We start from the raw sequence: 25415 nt of genomic DNA, 5'->3' as shown, positions 1-25415 counted from the left end.
TATCGCAACCGCACATACATACGGTGGAAGGTGCGATACCACAACAACAGGATGAGAACCATGTCTGTTCATGTTGATAAAGACGTGATTAATGCACTTATTGCCGGCCATTTTGCCGATCCTTTTGCTGTTCTGGGAATGCATCGCACAGATGCGGGTCTGGAAGTTCGCGCACTGCTACCCGATGCCACGGAAGTCTGGGTTATTGAACCGAAAACCGGGCGCAAAGTGGCGAAACTGGAGTGTCTGGACTCCCGAGGCTTTTTCAGCGGCGTGGTGGCACGTCGTAAGAATCCGTTTAATTATCAGTTTGCTGTCGTCTGGCACGGCCAGCAGAACCTGATTGATGATCCCTACCGGTTTGGCCCGTTAATTCAGGAGATGGATGCCTGGCTGCTCAGTGAAGGTACGCATTTACGGCCTTACGAAACCCTCGGCGCACATGCCGACACAATGGATGGCGTCGTGGGAACGCGATTCTCCGTGTGGGCACCTAACGCGCGACGTGTCTCGGTGGTTGGGCAGTTTAACTACTGGGACGGGCGTCGCCACCCCATGCGTTTGCGTCGTGAAAGTGGCATCTGGGAACTGTTTATTCCCGGTGCTCTGAACGGGCAACTCTATAAATTTGAGATGATCGATGCGCAAGGCAGGCTGCGGATCAAAGCCGATCCCTACGCCTTTGAAGGGCAAATGCGTCCGGACAACGCGTCGCTTATCTGCGGCCTGCCGGGCAAGAAAACGCAAAGCGAAGAGCGTAAGCAGGCGAACCAGTTCGACGCGCCAATCAGTATCTATGAAGTGCATTTAGGCTCATGGCGACGCCACACCGATAACAATTTCTGGCTCAGCTACCGCGAACTGGCGGATCAACTGGTGCCCTACGCCAAATGGATGGGCTTCACCCACCTGGAGCTGCTGCCGATCAACGAACACCCGTTCGACGGCAGTTGGGGTTATCAACCCACCGGCATGTATGCGCCAACGCGCCGTTTCGGCACGCGTGATGATTTTCTGCACTTCATCCACACCGCCCATGCTGCCGGTCTGAGCGTGATCCTCGATTGGGTGCCGGGACACTTTCCGTCCGATGATTTTGGTCTTGCTGAATTCGACGGCACCAAACTCTACGAGCACAGCGATCCGCGCGAAGGGTATCACCAGGACTGGAACACGCTGATTTATAACTACGGTCGCCGTGAAGTGAGCAACTATCTGGTCGGCAACGCACTGTACTGGATTGAGCGCTTCGGCATTGACGCGCTGCGTGTCGATGCGGTGGCGTCGATGATTTACCGTGATTACAGCCGCAAAGAGGGCGAGTGGATCCCCAACGAATATGGCGGTCGTGAGAACCTCGAAGCGATTAAATTCCTGCGTGATACCAACCGCATTATCGGCGAACAAGCGCCTGGTGCGGTGACCATGGCGGAGGAGTCGACCGACTTTGCCGGCGTCTCGCGTCCACCGTCATCGGGCGGTCTCGGCTTCTGGTACAAATGGAACCTCGGCTGGATGCACGACACGCTGGACTACATGAAGCTGGATCCGGTGTACCGCAAGTACCATCACCACAAGCTCACTTTCGGTATGGTCTACAACTACACCGAAAACTTTATTCTGCCGCTCTCCCATGACGAAGTGGTGCACGGTAAGAAATCGATTCTTGACCGTATGCCCGGTGATGCCTGGCAGAAGTTTGCCAACCTGCGCGCCTACTACGCCTGGATGTGGGCATTCCCTGGTAAGAAATTGATGTTTATGGGCGGCGAATTCGCCCAGGGGCGTGAATGGGACCACGACGGCAGCCTGGACTGGCACCTGCTGGAAGGCGGCGACAACTGGCATCACGGCGTCCAGCGCTTAGTACGCGATATGAACGCCCTGTATCGACACCATAAGCCGCTGCATGAACTCGATTTTGATCCCTACGGCTTTGAATGGCTGGTGGTCGACGACAGCGAAGCCTCGGTGTTTGTCTTTGTTCGCCGCGACAAACAGGGCAATGAAATCATCGTTGCCAGCAACTTTACGCCGGTTCCGCGCGTCGGTTATCGCGTGGGGATTAACCAGCCAGGGCGCTGGCGCGAAGAGCTGAACAGCGATTCGATGCATTACCACGGCAGTAACACCGGTAATGGCGGTGTGGTGCACAGCGATGAGATTGAAAATCGCGGGCGTCAACATTCGCTTTCGCTGACGCTGCCGCCGCTGGCCACCATCTGGCTGGTGCGGGAGGGGGAATGACAACCCTGACGGCAGGCTCGGCGGCACCGCCCGGCGCACAGGTGCAGGGCAACGGCGTGAATTTCACGCTGTTCTCTGCCCATGCCGGGCGCGTAGAACTTTGCCTGTTCGATGACGAAGGCAATGAACAACGCGTCGATCTGCCCGCCCGCACGGGCGACATCTGGCACGGTTTTCTGCCGGGCGCGAAAGCGGGCCAGCGTTACGGTTACCGGGTACATGGCCCATGGGAACCGGCGGGGGGTCACCGTTTTAACCCGGCCAAATTGCTGCTCGATCCTTGCGCACATCGCGTTGAAGGCGACGCGGTAGATAACCCGCTGTTTCATGACGGCTATGACATTCCCGATCCCCACGACAACGCTGCGCTCGGGTTGCGCAGCGTCGTCGTCAATGACGCGTTCGACTGGGAAGATGACACGCTGCCGCGTATTCCGTGGGGCAACACCGTCATTTATGAAGCGCACGTCAAAGGGCTGACCTGGCTGCACCCGGACATTCCTGAAAACCTTCGCGGCACCTACAAAGCGCTGGGCCACCCGGTGATGATTGCCTGGTTTAAACAGCTCGGCATTACCGCTCTGGAACTGCTACCGATTGCCCATTTCGCCAGTGAACCGCGCCTGCAACGGCTAGGGCTGAGTAACTACTGGGGCTACAACCCGCTGGCGCTGTTTGCCCTGCATCCTGCCTATGCCAGCAATCCGCACCAGGCGATTAATGAATTTCGCGCGGCGGTGAAAGCGCTCCACCAGGCGGGAATCGAAGTGATCCTCGATATTGTGCTTAATCACAGCGCAGAAACGGATCTCGATGGGCCGACCTTCTCCCTGCGCGGAATTGATAACCGTAGCTATTATTGGATCAGAGACGACGGCGATTACCACAACTGGACCGGCTGCGGTAACACGCTCAATTTGAGCAATCCCGGCGTCGTGGAATATGCCCATGCCTGTCTGCGTTACTGGGCTGAGACGTTTCACATTGACGGATTTCGTTTTGATCTGGCGCCGGTCATGGGGCGCACGCCGGAATTCAGCCAGCAGGCACCGCTGTTTGCCGCCATCAAAAACGACCCGCAATTGCGCTTCCTCAAACTGATCGCAGAACCGTGGGATATCGGGCCGGGCGGTTATCAGGTGGGTAATTTCCCTGCGCCGTTTGCCGAGTGGAACGACCATTTTCGCGATGCCACGCGCCGCTTCTGGCTGGAGCAGTCGCTGCCGCTGGGCGCCTTTGCCGGGCGGTTTGCCGCCTCCAGCGATGTTTTCAAACGCGCGGGGCGTTTACCGTCGGCGTCGGTCAATCTGGTTACTGCGCATGATGGTTTTACGCTGTGCGATTGTGTTTGCTTTAACCACAAACACAACCAGGCGAACGGAGAAGATAACCGCGATGGCACCCACGATAACCATAGCTGGAACCACGGCACGGAAGGGCTGGAGGCGAGCCTTGATGTGACAGAACGCCGACGCGCAAGCCAGCACGCGCTGCTGACCACGCTTCTGCTGTCGCAAGGGACGCCGATGCTGCTGGCGGGCGATGAATTCGGCCATAGCCAGCACGGCAATAACAACGCCTATTGTCAGGATAATGCGCTGACCTGGCTCGACTGGTCCGGGGCGGATCGCGGGCTGATGGCGTTTACCGCCGCGCTGATTAAGGTGCGCCAGCAGATTGCGGCGCTAACACGTGATGCGTGGTGGGAAGAGGGCGACGGTAATGTCGCCTGGTTTAACGATAAAGGGCAGCCGTTAACGCCGCATGAGTGGCAAAACGGCGTCCACCGCTTACAGATTCTGTTATCAGACAGCGTGCTAATCACGCTCAATGCCACCTCTGATGTGGCAGAAATTGTGTTACCCGCGGGCGGCTGGTGTGCCATTTCGCCCTTTGCCGGAGAAGACAATCCGGTCGTGATAACTGTCTGGCATGGGCCTGCGCACGGTGTGTGCGTATTTCAGCGGTTATAAAAACGGAGCCAGTCATGGTGAGATTAGATAAGAACGACCCTACAATGTTAGCGCGCCAGCTGCCGTTAAAATCCGTCGCCCTGATCCTGGCGGGCGGTCGCGGGACGCGTCTGAAAGATTTAACCAAAAAACGCGCCAAACCTGCGGTACACTTCGGCGGCAAGTTTCGCATCATCGATTTTGCCCTTTCCAACTGCATCAACTCCGGCATTCGACGCATCGGGGTGATCACGCAGTATCAATCGCACACCCTGATCCAACATATTCAGCGCGGCTGGTCCTTTTTCAATAATGAGATGAATGAGTTTGTCGATTTATTGCCCGCCCAGCAGCGCGTACACGGTGAACACTGGTATCGCGGTACCGCCGATGCAGTGACGCAGAATCTCGATATTATCCGCCGCTATCGCGCTGAATACATTGTGATTCTGGCGGGGGATCATATCTACAAACAGGATTACTCGCGCATGCTGCTCGACCATGTTGAAAAAGGGTCGCAATGCACGGTGGCCTGTTTGCCGGTGCCGGTTCACGAAGCCACCGCTTTTGGCGTGATGGCGGTTGACGAGAACAGCAAAGTGGTCGATTTCGTGGAAAAGCCCACTAACCCGCCGAGCATGCCTGGCGATGAGAGCAAAGCGCTCGCCAGCATGGGCATCTATATTTTCGATGCGCAATACCTCTACGACTTGCTGGAGGAGGACGATAAAAACGACAACTCCAGCCACGACTTTGGCAAAGATATTCTGCCGAAAATCGTCAAAGCGGGGATGGCCTATGCTCATCCTTTCCCGTTGTCCTGCGTGCAGTCCGACCCGAACTCTGAGCCGTACTGGCGCGATGTCGGCACGCTTGAAGCCTACTGGAAAACGAACCTTGATTTGGCCTCAGTGATGCCCGAACTGGACATGTACGATCAAAACTGGCCTATCCGTACCTATAATCAATCATTGCCACCGGCGAAATTCGTCCAGGACAGATCCGGTAGCCACGGCATGACGCTGAACTCGCTGGTCTCCGGCGGCTGTGTTATTTCAGGATCGGTTGTCGTGCAGTCGGTACTCTTCTCCCGCGTACGTATCAACTCATTCTGCAATATCGACTCAGCGGTACTGCTGCCCGATGTCTGGGTAGGCCGTTCCTGCCGCCTGCGCCGCTGCATTATTGACCGGGCCTGCGAGATACCGGAAGGGACGGTCATCGGCGAGAACGCGGAAGAAGACGCGCGGCGGTTTTACCGATCGGAAGAAGGCATTGTGCTGGTTACGCGCGAAATGCTGCGCAAATTAAAAAGCTGAAAACACCAACTACAACCTTGCGCGGAAGGGGTCCGCGTGCTGTTTTTCCGTTAACGGTAATGCATACCGGGCGGTTTTGAACAGGAGCGATAATGCAGGTTTTACATGTATGTTCTGAGATGTTTCCGTTGCTGAAGACCGGCGGTCTGGCGGATGTGATTGGCGCGTTGCCTGCGGCACAAATTGCCGGTGGTGTGGATACGCGCGTTCTGTTGCCTGCGTTCCCGGATATTCGTCGTGGTGTGACCGACGCCCAGGTTGTCTCCCGTCGCGATACGTTCGCCGGGAAGATAGCCCTGCTGTTCGGCCATTTCAACGGGGTGGGGATTTACATGATCGATGCGCCGCATTTATACGATCGACCCGGTAGCCCTTATCACGACACGAACCAGTTTGCCTACACGGACAACGTGCTGCGTTTTGCACTGCTCGGTTGGGTCGGCAGCGAAATGGCCAGCGGGCTGGATCCGTTCTGGCGTCCGGATATCGTGCATGCGCACGACTGGCATGCCGGTCTGACACCGGCCTATCTGGCGGCCAATGGCCACCCGGCGAAATCGGTGTTTACGGTGCATAACCTGGCCTATCAGGGCATGTTTTATGCACAACATATGAATGACATCGGGCTGCCATGGTCGTTCTTTAATATGCACGGGCTGGAGTTCAACGGACAGATCTCCTTCCTGAAGGCGGGTTTGTATTACGCGGACCATATCACCGCCGTCAGCCCAACCTATGCACGGGAAATCACCGAGCCGCATTACGCGTATGGCATGGAAGGCTTGTTACGCCAGCGTCAGCAAGAAGGCCGTCTGAGCGGCATTCTCAACGGCGTTGATGAGAAGATTTGGGATCCGGCGACAGACTTGCTGCTCGGCGCGCGCTACACCCGCGACACGCTGGAAGAGAAGGCGGAAAACAAACGCCAGTTGCAAATCGCCATGGGCCTGAAGGTCAACGATAAAGTGCCGGTGTTTGCCGTGGTCAGCCGCCTGACCAGCCAGAAAGGGCTGGACCTGGTGCTGGAAGCGCTGCCCGGTTTGCTGGAGCAGGGCGGGCAACTGGCGCTACTTGGCGCGGGCGATCCGGTGTTACAGGAAGGTTTTCTCGCCGCCGCGGCCGAACATCCGGGGCAGGTTGGCGTACAGATTGGTTATCACGAAGCGTTCTCGCACCGCATTATGGGCGGGGCGGATGTGATTCTGGTGCCAAGCCGCTTTGAGCCGTGCGGCTTAACGCAATTATATGGCTTGAAATACGGCACCTTACCGCTGGTACGCCGTACCGGCGGGCTGGCCGATACCGTTTCCGACAGCTCGCTGGAAAATCTCGCTGACGGCGTCGCCAGCGGGTTTGTGTTTGAAGACAGTAACGCCTGGTCATTGCTTCGCGCGATCAGACGTGCTTTTGTGTTGTGGTCCCGTCCTTCACTGTGGCGTTTTGTACAGCGCCAGGCGATGGCAATGGATTTTAGCTGGCAGGTCGCAGCGCAGTCTTACCGCGATCTTTACACTCGGTTGAAATAGTTTTCCAGGAATCACGCATATGAATGCTCCGTTTACTTATGCCTCACCGACGTTAAGCGTTGAGGCATTAAAACATTCGATTGCCTACAAACTGATGTTCACGATCGGTAAAGATCCGGTTATCGCTAACAAGCATGAATGGCTGAACGCCACCCTGTTCGCCGTTCGCGATCGTCTGGTGGAGCGCTGGCTGCGTTCCACCCGCGCGCAACTCTCCCAGGAAGTACGGCAGGTTTACTACCTGTCGATGGAGTTTCTGATTGGCCGCACCCTTTCCAACGCGTTGTTGTCACTCGGTATTTATGAGGACGTGAAAAACGCGCTGGATGAGATGGGCCTCGATCTTGAAGAGCTGATCGATGAAGAGAATGACCCAGGGCTGGGTAACGGCGGTCTTGGACGACTGGCAGCCTGTTTCCTCGACTCGCTGGCAACGCTTGGGTTGCCGGGACGCGGTTACGGTATTCGCTACGACTACGGCATGTTCAAACAGAACATTGTCGACGGTCGGCAGAAAGAGTCCCCTGATTACTGGCTGGAGTACGGTAACCCGTGGGAATTCAAACGCCACAACACGCGCTACAAAGTACGTTTTGGCGGGCGTATCCAGCAAGAGGGGAGAAAAAGCCGCTGGGTCGAAACCGAAGAGATCCTCGCGGTGGCCTACGACCAGATTATCCCCGGTTATGATACCGATGCGACCAATACGCTGCGCTTGTGGAATGCGCAGGCGAGTAGCGAAATCAACCTCGGTAAATTTAACCAGGGTGATTACTTCGCGGCGGTGGAAGATAAAAACCATTCGGAAAACGTGTCACGCGTGCTCTACCCGGATGATTCCACCTACTCCGGGCGTGAATTACGCCTGCGCCAGGAGTATTTCCTCGTCTCGGCAACGGTGCAGGATATCCTGAGCCGCCACTATCAGTTGCACCAGACTTACAGCAACCTGGCGGATAAAATCGCCATTCACCTGAACGACACGCACCCGGTGCTGTCGATTCCTGAACTGATGCGCCTGCTGATTGATGAGCATAAGTTCGAGTGGGATGAGGCATTTGAAGTGACCTGCCAGGTGTTCTCGTACACCAACCATACGCTGATGAGCGAAGCGCTGGAGACGTGGCCGGTAGAGATGCTGGGCAAAATTTTGCCGCGTCATCTGCAAATCATCTTCGAGATTAATGATTACTTTATGAAGACGTTGCAGGAACAGCATCCTAACAACACCGAACTGCTGAGCCGCGCGTCGATTATTGACGAGTCCAGCGGCCGCCGCGTGCGGATGGCGTGGCTGGCGGTGGTGGTGAGCCACAAAGTTAACGGCGTGTCGGAACTGCACTCTAATTTGATGGTGCAGTCGTTGTTTGCCGATTTCGCCGATATCTTCCCGATGCGTTTTCTCAATGTCACTAACGGCGTGACGCCGCGCCGCTGGCTGGCGCTGGCGAACCCATCGCTTTCAGAGGTGCTGGATGAAAACATTGGCCGCACCTGGCGAACCGATCTCAGCCAGCTTAGCGAGCTGGAAGAGCATATTGATTTTCCGGCGGTGAACCAGGCGGTGCGTCAGGCCAAGCTCGAGAACAAAAAGCGGCTGGCAACGGTGATTGCGCAGCAGCTAAACGTGGTGGTCAACCCGAAAGCGCTGTTCGATGTGCAGATCAAACGTATTCACGAATACAAACGCCAGTTGATGAATGTGCTGCATGTCATCACGCGTTATAACCGCATCAAGGCCGATCCGACGGCGCAATGGGTGCCGCGTGTGAATATCTTCGCCGGAAAAGCGGCGTCGGCGTATTACATGGCGAAGCACATTATTCACCTGATCAACGATGTCGCGCAGGTGATCAACAACGATCCGCAAATCGGCGACAAGCTGAAAGTGGTGTTTATCCCGAACTACAGCGTCAGTCTGGCGCAGGTGATTATTCCGGCGGCGGATCTTTCGGAGCAGATCTCGCTGGCGGGCACGGAAGCCTCGGGCACCAGTAATATGAAATTTGCCCTTAACGGCGCGCTGACCATTGGTACGCTGGACGGCGCGAATGTCGAAATGCTGGAGCACGTCGGCGAAGAGAATATCTTTATCTTTGGTAACACGGCGGATGAAGTGGAAGCGCTGCGTCGTCAGGGCTATAAACCGCGCGAATACTATGAAAAAGATGAAGAGTTGCATCAGGTGCTAACGCAAATCGCTACCGGGCTGTTTAGCCCGCAGGAGCCAGGACGCTACCGCGATTTGGTGGATTCATTAATTAACTTTGGTGACCATTATCAGGTGCTGGCGGATTACCGCAGTTATGTCGATTGCCAGGATAAGGTGGACGCGCTTTATCAGCATCCGGAAGAGTGGACCACCAAAGCGATGCGCAATATCGCCAATATGGGGTATTTCTCGTCTGACCGCACGATTCAGGAGTACGCCGAGCATATCTGGAATATCAAACCGGTTCGACTTTAAGGGACGTTGCCCGGTGGCGCTGCGCTTACCGGGCCTACAAAACAAACGCCCGGTGGCGCTTCGCTTACCGGGCCTACAAAACAAACGCCCGGTGGCGCTTTGCTTCCCGGGCCTACAAAACAAACGCCCGGTGGCGCTTTGCTTCCCGGGCCTACAAAACAAACGCCCGGTGGCGCTTTGCTTCCCGGGCCTACAAAACAAACGCCCGGTGGCGCTTTGCTTCCCGGGCCTACAAAACAAACGCCCGGTGGCGCTTTGCTTCCCGGGCCTACAAAACAAACGCCCGGTGGCGCTTCGCTTACCGGGCCTACAAAACCCGTAGGCCGGATAAGGCGCAGCCGCCATCCGGCAAAACAACAACTACGACGCCAATGACAATTCCGCTTTGCTGTGACGCGTCAACCACTGCGCCACGCGCGCCTGCTCCTCGTCATTCAGCCACATTCCAAGCTTGGTACGACGCCAGATTGCATCGTCCAGACGACGCACCCATTCGTGCTCGACCAGGTAACGCAGCTCGGCTTCATACAACTCATGGCCGAAGTGCTCGCCCAACGCCTCAAGGCTGCTGGCATTCGCCAGAATCAACTCGCTGTTGCTGCCGTACGTGCGGGCATAATGACGCGCCATTGATTCACTGATAAATGGGTATTTGCGGCGCAGTTTCGCGGCGTAATCATCGCGATCGCCCGCGATCTCGCCACCCGGCAACACGCACGCTTTCGTCCACGCCGGGCCGATGCCTTTGTAGTACGGCGTCAGTTTCTCCAGCGCATGTTCAGCCAGCTTACGGTAGGTGGTTAACTTCCCGCCGAACACCGACAGCAGCGGGGCCTGACCGTTTTCATCGTGGATATCCAGCGTGTAATCACGGGTGATAGCCTGCGGCGAATCGGACTCGTCATCGCACAGCGGACGCACGCCGGAGTAAGTCCAGGCGATATCGTCGCGGGTAAGCTGTTTTTTGAAGTGATCGTTATAGACGTTCAGCAAATAGTTGATCTCGTCATCGTCGATCTTCACGTTTTTCGGATCGCCGTGATACTCCACATCGGTGGTGCCGATAATGGAAAACTCGTCCATCCACGGGATGACAAAGACAATGCGCTTATCTTCGTTTTGCAGGATATACGCCTGTTTCTGCGAGTGCGCGCGCGGCACCACAATATGGCTGCCTTTGATCAGGCGAATGCCGTAGGGCGACGGCAGATGCATACCGTCATCAAAGAACTCCTTCACCCACGGGCCGGTGGCATTGACCAGACCTCGTGCTTTCCAGCTAAATTTTTCCCCGGTGTCGATATCTTCCGCTTCGACAATCCACAAGCCATTTTCGCGACGCGCGCTGGTTGCACGGGTACGGGTTAACACTTTCCCGCCTTTACGCTCAACCATCTGCGCATTCGCCAGCACCAACCGGGCGTCGTCCACCCAGCAGTCGGAATATTCGAAACCGCGCACGATTTCCGGTTTCAGGACCGACTCTGAGCCAAAACGCAAACTTTTAGACGCAGGCAGACTGGTGCGTTTGCCCAGGTGATCGTACATAAACAGACCAATGCGGATCATCCACGCCGGGCGCAAATGCGGGCGGTGCGGCAGACGAAAACGCATCGGGAAGGCAATATGCGGCGCCATTTTCAGCAGCACTTCACGTTCGGCGAGCGCTTCGCTCACCAGGCGGAATTCATAGTGTTCAAGGTAGCGCAGGCCGCCGTGAATCAATTTGGAGCTGTTGCTGGATGTCGCGCAAGCGAGATCCTGAGCCTCCAGCATCAGCACGGATAAACCACGCCCTGCGGCGTCAACCGCGATACCGGCACCATTAATGCCCCCGCCTATCACAATCAAATCTTTGGTTTCCATGCTGTCCTCACGCACTTTCGTAAAAGCTCATAAATGTTCGATATCGCTCATAATAGCAAAGGAACGCGCCTTTGGTAACATCAAAAAAACAATTTAGAGTGATATGCATAACATAATGGCGTTTCACTGCCGTCACGACGTACACTTGTCGGCAGCATAGCTCTAACTTGTGTCAATAAAGAGAACGTCATGGATCACTTTGAGTGCATTAACGTAGAAGAAACCCACCAGAAATTGCATCAACAGCAGGCCGTGCTGGTGGATATCCGCGATCCGCAAAGCTTCGCGATGGGCCATACGCCGGGCGCGTTTCATTTAACCAACGACACGTTGGGCGCGTTTATGCGCGATAACGATTTCGACACGCCGGTCATGGTGATGTGCTATCACGGCAACAGCAGTAAAGGTGCCGCGCAATATTTGCTGCAACAGGGTTACGACCAGGTTTACAGCGTGGATGGCGGCTTTGATGCGTGGCATCGCCATTTCCCGGCGGAAGTGGCGCACGGCACGCTTTAGGCCGACGGCCTCTCTCCGCTATACTGTCTCTCTTTGTATGGATTAAGCGACGCCCGTCATGTTGATGATTACCTCTTTTGCTAACCCCCGCGTCGCCCAGGCGTTTGTCGATTATATGCAGACTCAGGGCGTTATCCTGACGATTCAACATCATGAGCAAAGTGATATCTGGCTGGCGGATGAGAGCCAGGCCGAGCGCGTGCGCAGTGAACTGGCGCGCTTTATGGAAAACCCTGCTGACCCACGCTATTTCGCGGCAAGTTGGCAATCCGGGCACACCAACAGCGGCTTACACTACCGCCGTTTTCCCGTCTCGGCGGCCCTGCGTGAACGCGGCGGGCCATTAACGCTTATCGTCGCTGCACTCTGTGTGATTGTGTTTGTGGTGATGAGCGCCATTGGCGACCAAACCGTGATGGCGCTGCTCGCCTGGCCGTGGGATGCCAGCGTGCAGTTTGAAGTGTGGCGCTACTTTACCCACGCGATAATGCATTTTTCGCTGGTGCATATTATCTTCAACCTCTTCTGGTGGTGGTATCTTGGCGGAGCGGTAGAAAAACGCCTCGGCACCGGTAAACTGGTGGTCATCACGCTTATCAGTGCGCTGCTCAGTGGGTTTGTGCAGCACCAGCTCTCCGGTCCGTGGTTTGGCGGTTTGTCCGGCGTGGTTTACGCGCTGATTGGCTATGTGTGGTTGCGCGGCGTGCGCGATCCCGAGCCGCAAGTCGCGTTACCAAATGGGTTGTTTATTTTTACGGTGTTATTAATGGTGGCGGAATGGTTCGGTTTAACGGGCTTCGCCATTGCCAACGGCGCACACACGGCTGGCCTGATCATAGGACTTTCGATGGCGCTGGTGGACTCGCAGAATGTGCGAAAACGAACATAATTTTCCCGGGATAATTCATGAAACAAACACAGCGTCATGACGCCATTATTGAACTGGTTAAACAACAGGGATATGTCAGTACCGAAGAGTTGGTCGAACAATTTTCCGTTAGTCCGCAGACCATTCGTCGCGATCTGAACGATCTTGCGGATCAAAATAAAATCTTACGTCACCACGGCGGCGCTGCGTTGCCCTCCAGTTCGGAGAACACCTCCTGGCACGACCGCAAAACGACGTTGATGGCGGAAAAAGAGCGCATTGCCCGTAAAGTGGCCGAGCAAATCCCCAACGGCGCAACGCTGTTTATTGATATCGGCACCACGCCGGAAGCGGTCGCTCACGCGCTGCTTAACCACAGCGATTTGCGCGTTGTCACCAACAACCTGAACGTCGCTAACACCTTAATGAAAAAAGAGGATTTTCGCGTCATTCTGGCGGGCGGCGAATTACGCAGCCGCGACGGCGGGATTGTCGGCGAGGCGACCCTCGATTTTATCTCTCAGTTCCGCCTCGATTTCGGCATCCTCGGCATTAGCGGCATCGACGCAGACGGCTCACTGCTGGAGTTCGATTATCACGAAGTGCGCACGAAACGCGCGATTATTGAAAACTCGCGTCATGTGATGCTGGTGGTGGATCACTCGAAGTTTGGCCGCAACGCGATGGTGAATATGGGCAGCATCAGCCTGGTTGACGCGGTGTATACCGACATTTTGCCGCCCGCCGGGGTCATGCAGGTGATCACCCATAACAACGTGCAACTGGAGTTGTGCTAAGCGGTGTTACACGCCGTAGCCCATGATCTTTAGCAACTGCTGCGCATGTTGTACCGCATCCTGGCGATGGGCAACGCCAAGCTTCTGATACAGGTTGCGGATATGCGTTTTGATGGTCGTCGCCGCGACGGCCAGTTCCCCGGCTATTTGTTCATTGCTGTAACCGGAATAGATAAGCCCCAATACTTGCCACTCGCGCTGCGTCAGCGGGCTGGTGCGAATAAGCTCCGGCACTTCCGGGTTTGCCAGCAACCGCTCGACAAAATTCTCATCAAAATGGGCAAATTTATGGCGATGATGCTGGTTAATATCGCGCAGGATGCGCTGCGCGCGGTGCTGATCCAGCTCTGGTAGCGTGTTGAGCTGAATAAGCTGGCGCAACTGCTGCGCCATCGGCTCGCCTTCAATCACAAAGTGGCTGATAAACCCGGTGCGGTTAGCAAGCTGTAAGGCTTCCAGCAGCACGCGCTGGGCGTCGTTTTTGCGCCCGGCGTGCCAGTAAAGTTGATTGAGCAGTAACAGGTTGCGGTTGATGTCGCTCATTAAGCGCAGGCTGCGCGCATTGTCGTTTAACTCTTCCAGCACCATTTCTGCCGGGTCGAAATCCCCCAGCAGGATCTGCGCGCGGGCGATATTGCGCCACTGGCTTTGCAGGAAATGGTTATTGGCGAACTCCGGTTTCGGCGTCTGGCGCAGCCACTGCGCGGCGGCGTTTTTATCGCCGGTCATTTGCCAGTAAATCACCCGCACTTTGTCGGCGTTCGAGACCCAATCACTGTGATACTGGCCGTTACCGAGCAGGTTTTCCAGGCGATGCAGATGGCTCCGGGCGTTATCGAGATCGCCGCGAGCCAGGGACACTTGCACGATCAACGCCAGGCACTGTAACTGCTGCTGCGGTTGTAGCGCGACGAGCACGTCCAGGCCCTGACGCGCCGCCGCTTCGGCTTCATCCAGCCGCGCCCACGCCCACAGAAGCTGCGCGCGGATACGCAATAAAAATTCGTGCATCGGCAACTGCTCAAGATGCTGCTCGCGGATCAGCACAAACGCTTTCTCCTGCATCTCCCACGCCGCTTGCAGGAAACCCTGCGCAAACAGGATTTCGCTCTGCTGAATAAGACTCCACAGCGCGTAATGCCAGACATCGTGACGCCGCGCCATCTGCTCGGTTTGTTGCATCACAGCGAGGGAATTCGCCAGTTCGCCTTTACAGTGCAGCACTTCACCATGCACTGAGGTTGCCACAATCCGGCTGTAATAATTCGCCAGCGGCAGCTCGTCTAACGCCACCATCGCCAGCCGCTCGGCTTCCACCGGATCGCCAGCGTTAATCGCCACCTGGGCGCGTAGGGCGTTAAAGTCGCCGTGCAGCGAGGCGTCCATCTGGGTGGTCATCTCCTGCTCGGCGCGTGCCAGCAGGGTGTTCACTTCGCTGTAGCGGTGCTGGCTTTGCATCAGCCAGGCCTGCAACAGCACCAGACGCGGGTTTTCCAGCAGGCTTTCCCACGGCAGGGCTTTAAGGGATTCTTCCAGCACGCTCAGTTCGCTGTGGTTAAACAATCCCCAGGCGTGATGCAGCAGAATATCGCGCAGCATATTGCCATCGCCTGCGGCCAGCGCGTGGTGGATGGCTTCGCTGGGGAAGCCTTGCGCCATCCAGCTTTCCGCCGCCGCGCGGTGAATATCCGGCAGCTCAGTGGCTAATTCCCACTGGCAGCGCTGGCGCAGGAAATTGCCAAACAGCGGGTGGTAACTAAACCATTCGCCGGAATCGTCCATGCGTTGCAGGAACAAGCCCTGGCGTTCAATCTCTTCGAGGCGCATTTGCCCGTTCTCTTCGCCGGTGACGCGCACAATCAGCGCGTCATTCATCGAGCGCAACAGGGCACTTTTCAGCAGAAACTGGCGGGTATTGATATCAACATTATCGAGGACTTCATCGACCAGATAATCGGAGAGATGGCTGGCGTTTATCCCCGCCAGGCGGCGCGCAGACTGGTGCGGCGCGCTGTGGTTTTGCCGGGCGGAAAGAGCGATAAGTTGCAGTGCCGTAGCCCAACCGGCCACATCGTCACACAGGCGGCTGCTCTCTGCGGCTTCGATGGGGGCGTTCAGCCGACAATCAAAAAACTGTTTGGCTTCCTGGTGGGTAAAAGCGAGCTGATGGCTGCCCACTTCCAGCAGTTGTTCGCGCACGCGCAAGTTAGCGATGCCGAGTTGCGGCAGGTTGCGCGACAGGACAATCAACGTCAGGTTTTCGGGTTGATGGCGCAAGAAGAAGCGCATCGCATCGTGAATAACCGGATTGGTTATCAGGTGGTAATCATCAATCACCAGATATAACGGGCGCTGCCATTCAGTCAGTTCCACAAACAGTTGCGAGAAGAGCGAAGGCAGGCTGGCGTACTGGCGTTTTTGCGCCATCACCTCGCTACTGGCGCAATGACCCCCCGTTGCCTGCTGAACTGCGGCAATAAAGTAGCAGGCAAAACGCTCCTGTTGGTTATCGCCTTCATCAAGGGAGAACCAGCCAACGTCATTCTTTCCCGCCGCCCATTGAGAGACGAGGGTGGTTTTGCCGTAGCCCGCAGGGCTGGTTACCAGCGCAAGCCGATAATTGTTGGCGCCGGAAAGTTTAGCCAGCAGACGTTCACGCACCACCGTGTGGTCGAGACGAACCGGGCGACTTAGTTTGGACGGAATCAACATAGTTATCACTTCACTGTGAGGGAAAACTGCAATGGGAATTTTTTTGCGCTTCGTAATTAATAGTAATAAGGTCGGCCAGATGAAGAACTATTGCAAGTTATGTCCGTATCTGACGATTGTGAATTTGCACTACGTCACATTTCTATTTATGTCATCAATAATTCGAGCGCAGGCGTGGCGCGTAACGCAGGGCAAATGCTGGATTTGTCGTGTAAATTTCAGAGGATATATAACGAATATTTACCCGATACGGCGAGTTAAGCGCACAAATAGTGAAAAGAATTTGCTTGAGGGGCGGAAATATTATTTCCGCTTTTTTTTCATCCCGGCAAAATGAATTAATCCCGAAACAACATTTCATTTTATTGCTGAGCGAGGCGCGTAAAAGCCGCTACCTTTAACAGGCAGCGATCACACTTTTTCGCTCATCCCCGCTGCTCCTCCCCGGCTAATCCCCGCCAGGAGGAGGAAGTCACACCCTGAGCCAGGCACACTAGCGCAAACGTCGATTTATTTCATTACAGGGATTCTTTATGTCAAAGCCAACGTTTGATAAAGCGCAATTTGAAGCGGCCCTCACGCGCCAGTGGCAGCGTTTGGGGGTTCAGGCTGCAACGGATATGACAACCCGTCAGTGGTGGCAGGCGGTAAGCGGCGCGCTGGCAGAACTATTGGCGGCGCAGCCTGCGCCGAAAGCGGCAAAGAAACAGCGCCATGTTAACTACATTTCGATGGAGTTTTTGATTGGCCGCCTGACGGGCAATAACCTGCTGAACCTCGGCTGGTATGAGCAAGTCGGTGACGTGCTGAAAAGCCACGACATCAATTTAACCGACCTTCTGGAAGAGGAGACCGATCCGGCGCTCGGCAATGGCGGGCTTGGGCGTTTAGCAGCCTGCTTCCTCGATTCGATGGCAACCGTCGGCCAGCCCGCTACCGGCTACGGGCTGAATTACCAATACGGTCTGTTCCGCCAGTCTTTTGTCGACGGTCAGCAGCACGAAGCGCCGGATGACTGGCATCGCCGCAGCTATCCGTGGTTTCGCCATAATGAGCAGTTAGATGTGCAGGTCGGCATCGGCGGTAAAGTGAGTAAAGAGGGGCACTGGCAGCCAGCGTTTACGCTGATTGGCGAAGCCTGGGATCTGCCCGTCATTGGCTATCGTAACGGCATTACTCAGCCACTGCGCTTATGGCAGGCGACGCATGCGCACCCGTTCGATCTCACCAAATTCAATGACGGGGATTTCCTGCGCGCCGAGCAAACGGGGATTGATGCGGAAAAACTGACCAAAGTGCTCTACCCGAATGACAACCATCAGGCCGGGAAAAAGCTGCGCCTGATGCAACAATATTTCCAGTGCGCCTGTTCGGTCGCCGATATTCTGCGCCGCCATCACCTGGCCGGGCGCAAGCTGGCGCAATTGCCGGATTTTGAAGTGATCCAGTTGAACGACACGCACCCAACGATTGCCATTCCGGAACTGCTGCGCGTACTGCTCGACGAGCACCAACTCAGTTGGGATGAAGCCTGGGCGATCACCAGCCGCACCTTTGCCTACACCAACCACACGCTGATGCCGGAAGCGCTGGAGCGCTGGGACGAATCGCTGGTAAAAGCGCTGCTGCCGCGCCATATGCAAATCATCAAGCGCATCAATGACATCTTTAAAGTGCAGGTGGCGCAAACCTGGCCGGGCGATAAAGAGGTGTGGGCAAAGCTGGCGGTAGTGCATCACAAACAGGTGCGCATGGCGAATCTCTGCGTGGTAGGCGGTTTTGCCGTGAATGGCGTTGCCGCGCTGCACTCGGATCTGGTGGTCAAAGACCTGTTCCCGGAGTATCACCAATTGTGGCCGGGCAAATTCCATAACGTCACCAACGGCATTACGCCGCGCCGCTGGATCAAACAGTGCAACCCGTTGCTGGCCGCACTGCTGGATAAAACGCTGAAAAAAGAGTGGGCTAACGATCTCGACCAGTTGATCAATCTGGAGAAATACGCCGATGACGCGGCGTTCCGCCAGCAGTATCGCGAGATCAAACAGCAGAACAAAGTGCGCCTTGCCGCGTTTGTGAAAGCGCGTACCGGCATTGAGATCAACCCGCAGGCGCTGTTTGATATTCAAATCAAACGCCTGCATGAGTACAAACGTCAGCATCTTGGCTTGCTGCACATCATCGCGCTATATAAAGAGATCCGCGAAAACCCGCAGGCTAACCGCGTGCCGCGCGTGTTCCTGTTCGGGGCGAAAGCCGCGCCGGGTTACTACCTGGCGAAAAATATCATCTACGCTATCAACAAAGTGGCAGAGGTGATTAACAACGATGCGGCGATTGGCGACCAGCTTAAAGTGGTGTTCCTGCCGGATTATTGCGTGTCGGCGGCGGAAAAACTGATCCCGGCGGCGGATGTCTCCGAGCAGATTTCTACGGCGGGCAAAGAGGCCTCCGGTACCGGCAATATGAAACTGGCGCTCAACGGCGCGCTGACGGTCGGCACGCTGGACGGTGCAAACGTCGAGATTGCTGAACAGGTGGGAGAGGAGAATATCTTTATCTTCGGCCACACGGTAGAGCAGGTGAAAGCGTTAAAAGCCAAAGGCTACGAGCCGGTGAAATGGCGTAAAAAAGATAAACTGCTGGACGCGGTACTTAAAGAGCTGGAGAGCGGGAAATACAGCGGCGGCGATAAGCACGCATTCGATCAGATGTTGCACAGCATGGGCAAACAAGGGGGCGATCCGTACCTGATTCTGGCGGATTTCGCCGCCTACGTGGAGGCGCAAAAACGGGTAGATGTGTTGTATCGCGATCAGGAAGCCTGGACCCGCGCGGCGATTTTAAATACCGCCCGCTGCGGCATGTTCAGCTCCGATCGTTCGATCCGCGATTACCAGACCCGTATCTGGCAGGCAAAACGTTAAGGAAGCTCGATGCAGAGTAAACGTCTGGAACAGGCCGCGCTGGCGGCGGGGATCAGCCCAAACTACATCAATGCGCACGGCAAACCGCAGTCCATCACCACGCAAACCAAACAGCGTTTGCTGGAAGCGATGCACCCTGTACCGGCTGCGGTCAGTGCTTCGCCTGTACCGGCGGTGCAGGTGTTTATCCACGGTAAAAAGAAGTGGCTGGCGGTGGGCGGTAAAGGTGAATTTCACTGGCAACTGACCACCGAAGCCGGTAAACAGCACCAGGGCGAGGTGAGCGGCGGGAGCAATCTGGCGCTGCCTGGCGGGCTGGCGCTGGGTTACCACACGCTGACGCTGACGCAAAAAAAGCAGCACTGGCAGTGCCGGGTGATTATTGCCCCGGCGCGTTGTTATGAGCCGCAGGCACTGCACGAGGGTAAAAAACTATGGGGCGCGTGTGTGCAGCTTTACACCCTGCGTTCGCAAGTTAACTGGGGGATTGGCGATTTCGGCGATCTGAAAACGATGCTGGGCGATGTTGCCCGGCGCGGCGGCGCGTTTATCGGGCTCAACCCGATTCATGCGCTCTACCCGGCGAACCCGGAAAGCGCCAGCCCGTACAGCCCTTCATCCCGCCGCTGGTTGAACATTCTCTATATTGATGTCAATGCAGTGGCGGATTTCCGCGACAGCAAAGCGGCGCAGGCGTGGTGGCAACTGCCCACTACCCAACAAGCGCTGCACAGTGCACGGGATAGCGAGTGGGTCGATTACGCCACCGTGACGACGCTGAAACTGACGGCGCTGCGCATGGCGTGGCAGGGTTTTCGCCAGCGCGGCGACGCGGATGAACAGTTTGCTGCGTTCCAGTCTTTTGTGCAGCAGGAGGGCGAAAGTCTCTACTGGCAAGCAGCCTTTGATGCATTGCATGCTTTCCAGGTGCAGGAAGATAAGCTGCGCTGGGGCTGGCCTGCGTGGCCGCAAGCGTACCAGTCTATCGACAGCCCGCAGGTGAAAGCGTTTTGTCAGCAGCATGCCGATGACGTTAATTTCTACCTCTGGTTGCAGTGGCTGGCGTATACCCAGTTCGCCGAATGCTGGCAAACCAGCCAGGGTTATGCCATGCCGATTGGGCTGTATCGCGACCTGGCCGTCGGCGTGGCGGAAGGCGGCGCGGAAACCTGGTGCGACCGTGAACTCTATTGCCTGAAGGCCTCTGTTGGTGCGCCGCCGGATATTCTCGGGCCGCTGGGGCAAAACTGGGGCCTGCCGCCGATGGATCCGCATGTCATGCAGGCGCGCGGCTATGCGCCGTTTGTCGATTTGCTGCGCGCCAACATGAAAAACTGCGGCGCGTTGCGAATTGATCATGTGATGTCGATGTTGCGTCTGTGGTGGATCCCCTATGGCGAAACGGCAGACCACGGGGCGTATGTGCACTATCCGGTAGACGATTTGCTGGCAATCCTGGCGCTGGAAAGCCAGCGGCATCAATGCATGGTGATTGGTGAAGATTTGGGTACAGTGCCGGTGGAGATTGTCGGTAAACTGCGCCGCAGCGGCGTCTACTCCTACAAAGTGCTCTATTTCGAAAACGATCACGAGAAAACCTTCCGCGCGCCGCAGGCATGGCCAGAGCAGTCGATGGCGGTTGCCACCACGCACGATCTGCCAACGCTGCGTGGTTATTGGGAGCGCGGGGATTTAACCCTCGGAAAAACGTTGGGTTTGTACCCGGACGAGGACATTCTGCAAGGGTTATATGCGGATCGTGAGTTGGCGAAACAGGGGCTACTCGATGCGTTGCATCAGCACGGTTGCCTGCCGAAGCAGGTTGGGCATAAAGCGTCGCGTATGCCGATGACGGCGGTGCTTAATCGCGGGATGCAGCGGTATATCGCCGACAGCAACAGTGCGCTGCTGGGGTTACAGCCGGAGGACTGGCTCGATATGCCGGAGCCGGTGAACGTTCCCGGCACCAGTTATCAGTACAAAAACTGGCGGCGCAAGCTTGCGGTATCGCTGGAGAAGGTGTTTGCCGACGAGAAGGTCAACAAGTTGATTAAGGATCTCGACCGACGCCGCAAAGTGGCGGGGAAACGCTAATAAAAATGCCCGGGTGACCGGGCATTTATTTTGTCGGCAATGTCTACATCAAACAACCATACCTAACAGCAAGCATCCCACCAGACCACATACCGAGATAATGGTTTCCAGCGCCGACCATGAACGCATGGTTTCGCCGATGGTCAGGTTGAAATACTCCTTGAACAGCCAGAAGCCCGGATCGTTCACGTGGGAGAAAATCACGCTACCAGAACCTACGGCGATAACCATCAGTTCCGGGCTGACGCCGGTGGTGGCAATCAGCGGTGCAGCGATGCCGCCTGCGGTAATGGCCGCAACGGTTGCCGAACCCAGCGCAATACGCAGAACCGCGGCGATAGACCACGCCATAAACAGCGGGGAAAGGTTGGTGGATTGCATCATCGAGGCGATGTACTTATCAACGCCGCTATCGACCAGAACCTGTTTGAATGCACCGCCGCCGCCGATAATCAGCAGCATCATGGCGATGATTTTGATGGAGCTGGTCAGCGTGTCATTGATGTCGTCCATGGAACGGCCGCGATTCAGGCCGAAGGTGAAGACGGCAATCAGGACCGCAATCATTGTTGCCATCACCGGATCGCCGAAGAACTCAGCGTAAGGCAGAATCGCATGACCTTGCGGTAGCACCATTTCTGCTACTGCGCGCAGCGCCATCAGGATTACCGGCACCAGAGAAGTCCAGACGCTGACACCAAAGCCAGGCATCTCTTCATCAGTGAATGTTTTAGAGTTGTACAGGCCTTCCGGGATCGGTTTATCGATGCCTTTCAGGAAGTGAGCAAATACCGGGCCTGCGAGGATCACCGTCGGGATACCGAGCAGCGTACCGTACAGCAGGGTTTTGCCCATATCCGCATGGAAAATGGTCGCGATTGCGGTCGGGCCAGGGTGCGGAGGCAGGAAGCCGTGCGTCACAGAGAGCGCAGCCGCCATCGGCACGCCGACATACAGCAGCGGAATACGTGCAGACGCAGCAACGGTAAACACCAGCGGCAGCAACAGCACGAAACCGACTTCGTAGAACAGGGCGAAACCGACGGTAAAACCGGTTAACACAATCGCCCATTGAATATATTTACGACCGAACTTTTCGATAAGGGTGGTGGCAATGCGCTGAGCGCCGCCGCAATCCGCCAGCATTTTACCGAGCATGGCACCGAAGCCCATGATCAACGCAAGGCTTCCCAGCGTTCCGCCAACACCATTTTTGATGGATTTGATAACAGCATCCAACGGCATACCCTGCATCATCCCAACGGCAAGCGCCACCAGGATAAGAGCGAGAAATCCGTTCAGTTTGAAGCGGATCATTAACAACAGTAAGAGGGCAACACCGATAGCGACAATGACTAATGGCATGATTTACCTGGCCTTTAATTTGTTATGGGTAACGTCAGTGTTTCGTGGCAGCCGCTCACAAAAAGAGAAGAACGCGCTGCGGCACCGTTACGGTTTACATCCATTGCTGCAAATTGTAGTCGGATGTTTTTTATCTTGTCGGTGCTGGGCTGAATGATACGGGTAACATCCCTGAAAAGAGAATGACTCATCGGATCTAAATGTGAGATCTGAGAGCTTCGTCATAATACCGGGACATGACGATTTTTTGCCGGAGGGCATGTTGAGTGACGGATAGCGGGTTGGGTTTTGCGGTGGGTAGGGGTTTGGCCCGGCAAGCGAAACGCCACCGGGCAAATACAGGTAAGCAGAAACGCTTAGTAGTAGGAGTGCTCGCCGCGCTGGTGCTCGGTGAGATCGCGCACGCCAGCCAGTTCCGGGAACTCGTTCAGCAGCTGCTTCTCGATACCTTCTTTCAGCGTCACATCGACCATCGAACACCCGTTACAGCCGCCGCCAAATTGCAAAATGGCGTAGCCTTCATCGGTTATTTCCATCAGCGTTACGCGGCCGCCGTGGCCTGCAAGCTGCGGGTTGATTTGCGACTGCAATAAATACTCTACGCGCTCCATTAGCGGTGCGTCGTCAGAGACTTTACGCATTTTGGCGTTCGGTGCTTTCAGCGTCAGCTGAGAGCCCAACTGATCGGTAACAAAATCGATTTCCGCATCTTCCAGATACGGCGCGCTCAGCTCATCGACATAGGCAACCAGTTGTTCAAATTTAAGTGCAGTGTCGGTGGCTTCAACCGCGTCCGGCGGGCAATAAGAGACACCACATTCGGCATTTGGCGTGCCTGGGTTAATCACAAATACGCGGATTTGTGTCCCTTCTTCCTGATTTGCCAGCAGTTTGACAAAGTGCGCTTGGGCAGCGTCGGAAATACGGATCATAGCAATGGCCTAATAGTTGACTATTTTACTCGGTTATAATACGCCCATCATCGAGGGTCTACAAGGTTCGACACAGGCACCATACCTGAACAGTTGCTGCGCCGCTGCGCAAAAGCAGGCGTGTTATCTCTGCAACAGTACTGCCGGTCGTGACGACATCATCCACAACAGCGATATGGAGACCCGCTACTGGCAATTCAAGACGAAAGGCGTTTTTCACATTTCGTTTGCGCAACCGCGCGCTGAGATGGTGCTGAACCGGCGTTGCCCGCAGCCTTCTTAGCGCCGCGCGTGGGTAAGGGCGTTGCAGCCAATGCGCGAGAAACTGGCACAGCAGATCGCTCTGGTTAAACCCTCTGCGCCACTGACGACGGGCATGCAACGGTACGCTGAGGATCATATCCGGCGGCGGCTGTGGGTTTATCCGCCGCGCATTTAACACCGCTAATAAGAGCAGCCGCGCCAGCGCCGGGGCGATTTCCGGGTAGGGGCGAAACTTAAACTGATGTACCAGCGAGCTGAGTGGCGGCGCGTAGCGGCTGACCGCAACCAGCCGCTGCCACGGCGGCGCTTTTCGCAAACAGCGCCCGCACTGGATGTCGTCCCGGGCGGCAGGTAAACCGCACAAAGGGCAAACTTTTTCCCGCAATTGCATGGCGCGTGTGCAGCCTGAACAGACTCCCCAATGGCTGAGCATTAATGGCATCAGGCATAGCCAGCACAATCCCGGCACTGTTAGCATGTTGCACCTCCTTGTGTGAAAGAAGAGAACAATAACTGATGAGTGACATCTGGTGGCAAACCAAAGGCGAAGGGAATTCTCATCTTGTGCTGTTGCACGGCTGGGGGCTGAATGCTCAGGTCTGGGATTGCATAACTGCGGAACTGAGTACGCAATTTACGCTGCATCTGGTGGATTTACCCGGCTATGGCAGAAGCTCCGGCTTCGGCGCGTTATCGTTGCAGCAGATGGCGGACATTGTGTTAGTGCAGGCACCCAAGAAGGCAATTTGGCTGGGCTGGAGCCTGGGTGGCCTGGTGGCAAGCCAGATTGCCTTACAGGCTCCGGAACGCGTGGACGCTTTGGTGACGGTGGCGTCATCGCCCTGTTTTAGCGCGCAGGATGATTGGGCGGGCATTAAGCCTGAGGTGCTGGCGGGTTTCCAGCGTCAGCTTAGCGAGGATTTTCAGCGCACCGTGGAGCGTTTTCTGGCGCTGCAAACGCTCGGTACAGAAACCGCCCGGCAAGATGCGCGGCAGTTAAAACGTGCGGTGTTGTCGCTGGATATGCCGTCGACCGGGGTGCTGAACAGCGGGCTGGAGATATTAAAAACCGTGGATTTGCGTGAGGATTTACGAGCGCTGGCAGTGCCGTTTTTGCGTTTGTACGGTTACCTCGACGGGCTGGTGCCGCGCAAGATTGTCCCGCTGTTAGATGAAATGTGGCCGGGCAGTGAGTCGGTTATCTTCCCGAAAGCGGCGCATGCACCGTTTATCTCCCATCCGGCGGCGTTTTGCGAGGCGCTGGTGGGGCTGAAATCCAGACTGTGAGCATGGGCCTACAAACGGGGCTGGCAATATTTACCGCAGCGCCCACCACTCGCGCAAGCAGGCGTTTTTCCCTTCCGGGCACTGTTTGCAGCTACCGGTTAAACAACCGGTAGCCTCTTCCTGAATACGCACGGCGCGGCCCATCGCTTCCATCCTACCCAGCATGGCATCAATCATTGCTTTGGGCGTATGCAGTGCGGCGCTCAGTTGGCTGGACTCCATGCGCCCCTGCAACGCCAGTAAATCACGCACTTCAATCATTGATGCCATTTA

Annotated in this window: 17 protein-coding genes; 11 read left to right on the top strand and 6 right to left on the bottom strand. The window is 56.0% G+C overall.

What is annotated here, in order from left to right; all coding sequences use genetic code 11:
• Positions 1-60 precede the first annotated feature (60 nt).
• The 5 genes from glgB (at position 61) to glgP (ending at position 9511) form a co-directional block, all read left to right on the top strand.
• Positions 61-2247 (top strand): 1,4-alpha-glucan branching enzyme, encoded by a 2187-nt coding sequence (gene glgB / locus Q5705_05345; protein ID WLI77982.1) that lies wholly within the window; start codon positions 61-63, stop codon positions 2245-2247.
• Entirely contained in the window at positions 2244-4220 is a 1977-nt protein-coding gene (gene glgX / locus Q5705_05340) for a glycogen debranching protein GlgX (protein WLI77981.1), read from the top strand. Before glgB ends, glgX begins: the two co-directional genes overlap by 4 nt.
• 14 nt (positions 4221-4234) lie before the next feature.
• Positions 4235-5518 (top strand): glucose-1-phosphate adenylyltransferase, encoded by a 1284-nt coding sequence (gene glgC, locus Q5705_05335; GenBank protein WLI77980.1) that lies wholly within the window; start codon positions 4235-4237, stop codon positions 5516-5518.
• A gap of 92 nt (positions 5519-5610) precedes the next feature.
• Positions 5611-7044 carry a glycogen synthase GlgA gene (gene glgA, locus Q5705_05330; protein WLI77979.1) on the top strand — a complete coding sequence of 478 codons (1434 nt, stop codon included), beginning with the start codon at positions 5611-5613 and terminating at the stop codon, positions 7042-7044.
• A gap of 19 nt (positions 7045-7063) precedes the next feature.
• Positions 7064-9511: a glycogen phosphorylase gene (gene glgP, locus Q5705_05325; protein ID WLI77978.1), complete on the top strand. Its 2448-nt coding sequence runs from the start codon at positions 7064-7066 to the stop codon at positions 9509-9511.
• A 360-nt stretch (positions 9512-9871) separates the two neighbouring features.
• Here the strand turns inward: glgP and glpD are convergent, their stop codons facing one another.
• A complete protein-coding gene (gene glpD / locus Q5705_05320) occupies positions 9872-11377 on the bottom strand; it encodes a glycerol-3-phosphate dehydrogenase (protein WLI77977.1) in 1506 nt (501 codons plus the stop codon).
• A gap of 189 nt (positions 11378-11566) precedes the next feature.
• Here glpD and glpE point away from each other — a divergent pair, with 189 nt between their 5' ends.
• From glpE to Q5705_05305, 3 genes are read left to right on the top strand one after another with little or no spacing between them, the layout of a single operon-like run.
• Positions 11567-11896, top strand: coding sequence for a thiosulfate sulfurtransferase GlpE (gene glpE, locus Q5705_05315; protein ID WLI77976.1), 330 nt, complete (start codon positions 11567-11569; stop codon positions 11894-11896).
• A gap of 58 nt (positions 11897-11954) precedes the next feature.
• Positions 11955-12785 carry a rhomboid family intramembrane serine protease GlpG gene (gene glpG / locus Q5705_05310; GenBank protein WLI77975.1) on the top strand — a complete coding sequence of 277 codons (831 nt, stop codon included), beginning with the start codon at positions 11955-11957 and terminating at the stop codon, positions 12783-12785.
• 17 nt (positions 12786-12802) lie between these two features.
• Complete coding sequence (locus Q5705_05305) at positions 12803-13561, top strand: DeoR/GlpR family transcriptional regulator (protein WLI77974.1); 759 nt, start codon at positions 12803-12805, stop codon at positions 13559-13561.
• Between the two features lie 6 nt (positions 13562-13567).
• Here Q5705_05305 and malT read toward each other — a convergent pair whose 3' ends face one another.
• Entirely contained in the window at positions 13568-16273 is a 2706-nt protein-coding gene (gene malT / locus Q5705_05300; protein WLI77973.1) for an HTH-type transcriptional regulator MalT, read from the bottom strand.
• A gap of 533 nt (positions 16274-16806) precedes the next feature.
• On the opposite strand from malT, the gene malP reads away from it, so the two are divergent.
• Together malP and malQ are read left to right on the top strand one after the other, a co-directional pair.
• A complete protein-coding gene (gene malP / locus Q5705_05295; GenBank protein ID WLI77972.1) occupies positions 16807-19200 on the top strand; it encodes a maltodextrin phosphorylase in 2394 nt (797 codons plus the stop codon).
• Positions 19201-19209: 9 nt separating this feature from the next.
• Positions 19210-21294: a 4-alpha-glucanotransferase gene (gene malQ, locus Q5705_05290; protein ID WLI77971.1), complete on the top strand. Its 2085-nt coding sequence runs from the start codon at positions 19210-19212 to the stop codon at positions 21292-21294.
• Between the two features lie 48 nt (positions 21295-21342).
• Here malQ and gntT read toward each other — a convergent pair whose 3' ends face one another.
• The 3 genes from gntT to gntX all read right to left on the bottom strand — a co-directional run bounded on the left by gntT (position 21343) and on the right by gntX (position 24333).
• Entirely contained in the window at positions 21343-22659 is a 1317-nt protein-coding gene (gene gntT / locus Q5705_05285; protein WLI77970.1) for a gluconate transporter, read from the bottom strand.
• A gap of 356 nt (positions 22660-23015) precedes the next feature.
• Complete coding sequence (gene nfuA, locus Q5705_05280; protein WLI77969.1) at positions 23016-23591, bottom strand: Fe-S biogenesis protein NfuA; 576 nt, start codon at positions 23589-23591, stop codon at positions 23016-23018.
• Between the two features lie 58 nt (positions 23592-23649).
• A complete protein-coding gene (gntX, locus tag Q5705_05275; GenBank protein WLI77968.1) occupies positions 23650-24333 on the bottom strand; it encodes a DNA utilization protein GntX in 684 nt (227 codons plus the stop codon).
• A 38-nt stretch (positions 24334-24371) separates the two neighbouring features.
• On the opposite strand from gntX, the gene bioH reads away from it, so the two are divergent.
• Entirely contained in the window at positions 24372-25142 is a 771-nt protein-coding gene (gene bioH / locus Q5705_05270; protein ID WLI77967.1) for a pimeloyl-ACP methyl ester esterase BioH, read from the top strand.
• 30 nt (positions 25143-25172) lie between these two features.
• On the opposite strand, the gene feoC is transcribed toward bioH, so the two are convergent.
• Positions 25173-25412 (bottom strand): [Fe-S]-dependent transcriptional repressor FeoC, encoded by a 240-nt coding sequence (gene feoC / locus Q5705_05265; protein ID WLI77966.1) that lies wholly within the window; start codon positions 25410-25412, stop codon positions 25173-25175.
• Positions 25413-25415: the final 3 nt, after the last annotated feature.

Source organism: Kosakonia sp. H02 (assembly GCA_030704225.1).
In the GTDB taxonomy this organism is placed as follows: Bacteria; Pseudomonadota; Gammaproteobacteria; order Enterobacterales; family Enterobacteriaceae; genus Kosakonia.
The sequence above is the reverse complement of the archived record's forward strand: the minus strand, read 5'-3'. Positions and strand labels throughout refer to the sequence as shown.

Coding starts and splice junctions, on each gene's coding strand:
- glgB (WLI77982.1), top strand. CDS start 61: ATGTCTGTTCATGTTGATAAAGACGTGATTAATGCACTTATTGCCGGC.
- glgX (WLI77981.1), top strand. CDS start 2,244: ATGACAACCCTGACGGCAGGCTCGGCGGCACCGCCCGGCGCACAGGTG.
- glgC (WLI77980.1), top strand. CDS start 4,235: ATGGTGAGATTAGATAAGAACGACCCTACAATGTTAGCGCGCCAGCTG.
- glgA (WLI77979.1), top strand. CDS start 5,611: ATGCAGGTTTTACATGTATGTTCTGAGATGTTTCCGTTGCTGAAGACC.
- glgP (WLI77978.1), top strand. CDS start 7,064: ATGAATGCTCCGTTTACTTATGCCTCACCGACGTTAAGCGTTGAGGCA.
- glpD (WLI77977.1), bottom strand. CDS start 11,377: ATGGAAACCAAAGATTTGATTGTGATAGGCGGGGGCATTAATGGTGCC.
- glpE (WLI77976.1), top strand. CDS start 11,567: ATGGATCACTTTGAGTGCATTAACGTAGAAGAAACCCACCAGAAATTG.
- glpG (WLI77975.1), top strand. CDS start 11,955: ATGTTGATGATTACCTCTTTTGCTAACCCCCGCGTCGCCCAGGCGTTT.
- Q5705_05305 (WLI77974.1), top strand. CDS start 12,803: ATGAAACAAACACAGCGTCATGACGCCATTATTGAACTGGTTAAACAA.
- malT (WLI77973.1), bottom strand. CDS start 16,273: ATGTTGATTCCGTCCAAACTAAGTCGCCCGGTTCGTCTCGACCACACG.
- malP (WLI77972.1), top strand. CDS start 16,807: ATGTCAAAGCCAACGTTTGATAAAGCGCAATTTGAAGCGGCCCTCACG.
- malQ (WLI77971.1), top strand. CDS start 19,210: ATGCAGAGTAAACGTCTGGAACAGGCCGCGCTGGCGGCGGGGATCAGC.
- gntT (WLI77970.1), bottom strand. CDS start 22,659: ATGCCATTAGTCATTGTCGCTATCGGTGTTGCCCTCTTACTGTTGTTA.
- nfuA (WLI77969.1), bottom strand. CDS start 23,591: ATGATCCGTATTTCCGACGCTGCCCAAGCGCACTTTGTCAAACTGCTG.
- gntX (WLI77968.1), bottom strand. CDS start 24,333: ATGCTAACAGTGCCGGGATTGTGCTGGCTATGCCTGATGCCATTAATG.
- bioH (WLI77967.1), top strand. CDS start 24,372: ATGAGTGACATCTGGTGGCAAACCAAAGGCGAAGGGAATTCTCATCTT.
- feoC (WLI77966.1), bottom strand. CDS start 25,412: ATGGCATCAATGATTGAAGTGCGTGATTTACTGGCGTTGCAGGGGCGC.